This window comes from Brasilonema bromeliae SPC951, from assembly GCF_012912135.1.
Taxonomy (GTDB): domain Bacteria; phylum Cyanobacteriota; class Cyanobacteriia; order Cyanobacteriales; family Nostocaceae; genus Brasilonema; species Brasilonema bromeliae.
The window spans coordinates 1-5,935 of sequence record NZ_QMEB01000318.1 but is presented as its reverse complement, the minus strand read 5'-3'; the positions used below and the strand labels follow the sequence as shown (position 1 = coordinate 5,935).

At 45.1% G+C, this 5,935-nt stretch carries 6 protein-coding genes; all 6 read left to right on the top strand.

The annotated features are described in order from the left end of the window. A partial coding sequence (locus tag DP116_RS26510; protein ID WP_169157984.1) for an AAA family ATPase occupies positions 1-959 on the top strand: 959 nt, incomplete at its 5' end. Between the two features lie 170 nt (positions 960-1,129). After that, on the top strand, positions 1,130-1,678 hold the full coding sequence (locus DP116_RS26505; protein ID WP_169157983.1) for an SH3 domain-containing protein: 549 nt from the start codon (positions 1,130-1,132) through the stop codon (positions 1,676-1,678). 127 nt (positions 1,679-1,805) lie between these two features. Continuing rightward, complete coding sequence (locus tag DP116_RS29790) at positions 1,806-2,216, top strand: hypothetical protein (RefSeq protein WP_246275811.1); 411 nt, start codon at positions 1,806-1,808, stop codon at positions 2,214-2,216. Between the two features lie 30 nt (positions 2,217-2,246). Next, complete coding sequence (locus DP116_RS26500) at positions 2,247-5,306, top strand: CHAT domain-containing tetratricopeptide repeat protein (protein ID WP_246275810.1); 3,060 nt, start codon at positions 2,247-2,249, stop codon at positions 5,304-5,306. A gap of 84 nt (positions 5,307-5,390) precedes the next feature. After that, on the top strand, positions 5,391-5,540 hold the full coding sequence (locus DP116_RS29785) for a hypothetical protein (RefSeq protein ID WP_246275809.1): 150 nt from the start codon (positions 5,391-5,393) through the stop codon (positions 5,538-5,540). Positions 5,541-5,550: 10 nt separating this feature from the next. Then, positions 5,551-5,835: a hypothetical protein gene (locus DP116_RS26495; RefSeq protein ID WP_169157982.1), complete on the top strand. Its 285-nt coding sequence runs from the start codon at positions 5,551-5,553 to the stop codon at positions 5,833-5,835. The last annotated feature ends 100 nt before the right edge of the window (positions 5,836-5,935 follow it).

Sequence of the window (5,935 nt, the reverse complement as noted above, 5' to 3'; positions counted from 1 at the left end):
GAGAATTGCAACCAGAAGATGTAGACTTGGTTTTGGAAGAAAAGCGCCAAACAATTCGTCAAACCCAAATCCTCGACTTTTACCCAGCCACTGAGCAAATTTCTGATATTGGCGGATTGGATAACCTCAAAGACTGGCTTTTGCGTCGGGGTGGCGCGTTTACCGAAAGGGCGCGACAGTACGGTTTACCACACCCCCGTGGTTTGATGTTGGTGGGAATTCAGGGGACAGGGAAATCGTTAACTGCAAAGGCGATCGCCCATCACTGGCATTTACCTTTGCTGCGTCTCGATGTGGGAAGATTGTTTGGGGGTTTGGTGGGTGAATCTGAATCTCGTACGCGACAAATGATACAAGTCGCCGAAGCCCTTGCGCCTTGTGTTTTGTGGATAGATGAGATAGATAAAGCTTTTTCCGGACTTGGTAGCAAAGGAGACGCGGGAACCACGAGTCGTGTTTTTGGTACATTTATTACCTGGTTAGCCGAGAAAACCTCACCTGTGTTTGTTGTTGCGACTGCGAACGATATTCAAGCATTACCACCAGAAATGTTACGAAAAGGACGGTTGGATGAAATTTTCTTTGTTGGTTTACCCAGCCAAGAAGAGAGAAAAGCCATTTTTAATGTACACTTATCTCGACTACGCGCCCATAACTTGAAAGATTACGATATTGACAGATTAGCTTACGAAACACCTGATTTTTCTGGCGCAGAAATTGAGCAAACATTAATTGAAGCGATGCACATCGGATTTAGCCAAAATCGGGACTTTACAACCGATGATATTTTAGAATCTGCTAGTCAGATTATACCATTAGCACGAACCGCCGTCGAACAAATTCAGAAATTGCAAGAATGGGCGGCGGCTGGTAGGGCGCGTTTGGCTTCCAAACACAATCCATTGAGCGATAGCCCATATATGCCCAAAGGGTTTTCTGGAGGGAGACCGTCTTCCTAAACTTCAGTCAGGGTAAGATGTCAGAGGCATGTTGGGGTATGAGGCGCGCTAGGCGACGGCATTTTACCCCAACTCTGCAATAATGAGTTCGGAATTATGAATTATGAACACTCAATATTTTCAGAATTCATAATTTATAATTCATAAATTTGTAGTGTGAGGTTGTCACTGTGGTTTTTGTCAATATACTGAAATATACGCTTGGGATTTTATTGGCGATCGCTATTTTAGCTGGCGGCGGATTTGCGACTGCTTTGTATGTCATCAATCGAACTTCTATGCCCCCCGCCAAACCCATTTTTGCCAATGATAGTCCTGCAGTCAGAGGGGAAGATCCAAAAGTAACTGCGGCTAAAGCAGCCAAAGCAACCTCTGCAATTCAGGCTAAAGCTAAAGCCTCAGCCAAACCAACCCCCAAACCAACGCCATCTGCAAAATCATTACCACCAGGAGCTTACCATGCGCGTATCACTTGGAAGCAAGGCTTAATTTTGCGAGGAGAACCAAAGCAAGAAGCTGAACGTATTGGTGGGGTTGGATTTAATTCAAGAGTTATCGTTTTGCAAGAAAGCCAAGATAAAGTCTGGCAAAAAATTCGCTTGGAAGGTGGTGACGAAAAAGAAGCTGGTAAACAAGAAGGTTGGGTAAAAGCAGGTAACACCCAAAAAGTTGACGAAAACGATTCGCAGCAGACAGAACAAAAAAAGGAAGCTCAATAAAAGTTTACAAAAATAAACAAAAAATAACACCACTCGTTAGAGATGAAATGTCTCCGGAAAGTCTCTGAATTTACGTGAAGTCATCAGTAAAGGAAGTATTACTGTAAACCTAGCGAGTGGAGCAGATATGGCGATAAATTGTTTGCGAATTCATCATGAGGGAGATTCGATTCAACTTTTCTGGCAACGCGGACAAGCTGCGCTTCGTTCTGCACCAGCGGTAGCATTTCAGCATCCTTTTGAGAAGCAGGCGTTGATAGATTTACGCTGGTATTTGGAAGAGTATCTCAGCTTTCCCTATGGTATATATCCAGACAATGCAGCCAAGATTGAGCAGAAGTTGCAAACATGGGGAGAGCAGTTATTTGAGTTAGTGTTTAGAAGTAGCGAGCAAACGCGGCAATTTTTTCAAGCTGCTACTTTTGATGGGCTGGATAAGTGCGAACTTGTTGTGACTTCTGATAATCCGGAAGTGCTGAATTTGCCTTGGGAGTTGCTTTTTTCACCAGGCGATGCTCCTCCGGAGCCGCTTCGCTAACGCCAATTTCTCGCACCTTCACTTGCAGGAATGTCTCGTAGTCTGAGCGAATACGCTGTGCGAGCAGAAATGGGTGAGTTACCCAGCGACAAGCTGAATATTTTGCTCGTGATTGCTCGTCCCTACGGTGAACAAGATATTGCCTTCAAAACTATTGCCCGTCCTCTCCTAACAGCCTTATCAGATATTAAGAAAAAAGTCAATATAAAAGTCCTGCGTCCGCCCAGCTTTGAGCAGTTTGAACGGGAACTGAACGCCAATAAGGGGTTTTATCACATCGTTCATTTTGATGGACATGGAAATTTCGACCCCAATAGCACAGGATTTCAGCACACCTTGGGTGCAGCTGGGCAAGGAGTTTTAGTGTTTGAAGCGAATGATGGTTCGCCGCAAATCATCACAGCAGCACAAATCGCTCAGAATTTAGAAAGTTGTCGCGTGCCGATTTTTATCTTAAACGCTTGCAAATCTGCTCAGGAGGGAGAAGAAAAATTTTCTTCAGTGGCGACACGCTTGGTATCCTTGGGGGCGAAAGGTGTGGTAGCAATGGCTTATACTGTGTATGCTCAAGCTGCTAAACATTTCATGGGGCGGTTGTATGGCGAGTTAGTACGGGGAGAGAGTCTGGAGTACGCGGTAGCTTTGGGACGCAAGGAACTTGTGAATAAGCAACTGCGCCCTAGTCCCAAAGGCGATAAGCCGCTGCAAGATTGGTTAGTACCAGTGTTGTATCAGCAGGAATCCTACAAGCCCTTTACTCCAACAGAAGATGATCTCGAAGATTACTTCGAGGAAGTTGTGACCAACTTGGTGGAGTTTCCACAGGAAGGACGCTACGGCTTTATTGGGCGAGATTACGATATATTGCGTTTAGAACGGGCGTTTCGCCAAAATAATATCGTGTTGTTGCAAGGCATGGGTGGCGTCGGCAAAACTGAGTTAGCTTGTGGTTTTGGGCGCTGGCTGGATGAGACTCAAGGACGCTCTACAATATTCTTTACTTCTTTTGAACATGGCGCAACGCTAAGTCGTGTCGTCAATCAAGTGGGTAGGAAGATTTGGGGAGATAAATTTTCCCAATATCAGGAAGAGAAACAAGTTCAAGGAGTACTCAACTATCTGAAGAAAAATCCTTGTCTGCTGATTTGGGATAACTTTGAACCAGTCGCGGGATTTCCTACAGGAAATGAGCCGTTGTTGAGTGCAGATGAGCGAGAGAATTTGCAGCGATTTCTCAAAGAGTTGCGCGGCGGTAAATCTTGGGTATTGATTACCAGTCGCCGCGAGGAGTCTTGGCTCGATTGTGCGTACAATCTGGTGAATTTGCGGGGACTGCAAAAGCAGGATGTTGAGGAGTTAGCGGCGAAGATTTTGGAAACGGCGGGAGTAGATAGGAAGAATCTGCCAGCAGAGTATTTGGATTTGTTGAAACTGTTGGGGGGACATCCGCTGTCTTTGCGAGTGGTGTTGCCTCATTTAAAGACGCAGAGTGCAGTACAGTTGATTGAGGCTTTGCGCAAAGGACTAGATACTTTTTCTGGTGCAGAGGAAGAAGGACGAGATAAATCTCTCACGCTGTCGTTGGATTATTCGTTTTCTAAGTTATCGGAACAGGCGCGTCGGCATTTGCCGTTTTTGGGTTTTTTCTGTGAGCGAGTTGGTGTTCATTGGCTCAATCATTTATCATCAAATCCTGATGACGAATATGGACAAGCATATCAGGCGGTGTTTGAGGAAAACTTACAAGAAGCTGATTGGCTCAGGTTACTTAATGAAGCTGTAGCAGCAGGCATTCTGGAACATTTGGGTAATACTATCTACAAAATTCACCCAGCATTACCGTGGTATTTACGCCAACAGTTAAACTCAATAAATTCGCAGGAGGTGATCAGTGAACTGGAAAAAAAGTTGCTGGTTTTTTACGCGATGTTGGCGGATAACTCTCGTAATAAACTAATCAGCAACGCAGAACTGGCAAGCTTTGTGCTGCAAGTTGAAGAACCGAATCTGTTGCAAAACTTGCGACTTGCTGAACAGCAGGAGGAATGGGCTGAAGCACAGACAATTCTGCAAGCTTTGGGAGACGTGTATGAGCGGTGGAATCGTCAAGCAGAATTTAAGTCACTGCGAAAACGAGTGCTGAACCAAATTGGCAACCACTTGGCAGATGCGAAGGTAAAGGGTAAAAGTGGTTTTAATTTCTGGGTGTATTTGCGGGGTATAGATGGAAATGAAGCACTTCAAAAGGCTGACTTAAAAACGGCTGAGAAAATTTATCAAGAAATTCTGGATGAACTAACGGCTTTAAATGACTCCTCAGTGAATGACAAAATTGCTACTGTATATCACCAACTGGGTAATGTTGCGTGTCTGCAACGGCAGTTTGCGGAGGCGCGCGCCTATTACCTCAAAGCTTTGAAGATTACAGAAGATGGAAAGGATTTGTACAACGCTCCCAGAGAATATCACCAACTGGGTAATGTTGCGTATCTGCAACGCCAGTTTGCGGAGGCGCGCGCCTATTACCTCAAAGCTCTGAAGATTTATGAAGATGTGCGGGATTTTTACAACGTTGCGGGTCAGTATCACCAACTGGGTATGGTAGCCCAGGAGCAACAGCAGTTTGAGGAGGCACGTGCCTATTACCTCAGAGCTTTGAAGATTAGAGAAGATGCAAGGGATTTGTACAACGCTCCTATAGAATATCACCAACTGGGTAATGTTGCGTATCTGCAACGGCAGTTTGAAGAGGCGCGCGCCTATTACCTCAAAGCTCTGAAAATTTTGGAAGATGCAGAAGATTTGTACAACGCTGCAACTGTCTATCACCAACTAGGTATCGTAGCCGAGGAGCAACGGCAATTTGAGGAGGCACGTGCCTATTACCTCAAAGCCGTCGAGATTAAAGAAAATGCGGGGGATTTGTACAACGCTGCAACTGTCTATAACCAACTGGGCATGGTAGCCGAGGAGCAACGGCAATTTGAGGAGGCGCACACCTATTACTTTAGAGCCTTTGAAATTTTTGGGCAATTCGGCGATTGGTATACAGCTTCAAGAACATTGAAAAATTGGGGTAGATTGTTATAAACCGAAGAAAATTGGACTGAGGCGCTGAAAATTTACATTAAAACTTTAGAAATTGACTTAGAGCATAACCAAGAGCGAATTGGCTTGGATATCAATAATTTAGGACGAATGCTCAACCAATTAGGAGAAAGCCAATTTGATGCAATCTGGCGGAAAGAAATGGGTGCGGAGTGTCCAGAATCGTTGCGCGAGGCAATTTCGGCAGCGCGGGATACTCTAGAAGCAGAGTCATAGGAGAAATATTATGCAAGCTTACAAACTCAAGGGGAAAGTCGATACAGCAGGTAACTTAGTGATTACCGAACCCGTTCAAATCCCAGCCGGAGATGTGGAAGTGATTGTCTTGCAGGCTGTTGAAACGGCTGCTAATTCGACAGTTCCAGAAACCGAGTCACAACCAGAAACACCTAAGAGAAAGTCAAGAGTGAAAGCATTTGAGGGTTTATTTGAAAATGCTCCTCCCGTTCCGCCTGACTTTGATCCAGATCAGGCAAGATGGGAAGCTTTAAAGGAGAAACATAACTTGTGAAAGTCTTGGAGATCTCGTGCTTCACCGATAGTACGCCTTGAACTTAAGTACCCTGCGGGAAGCCCTTCGGGTTCGCAGTCGCCTACGGAGGGAAACCCTC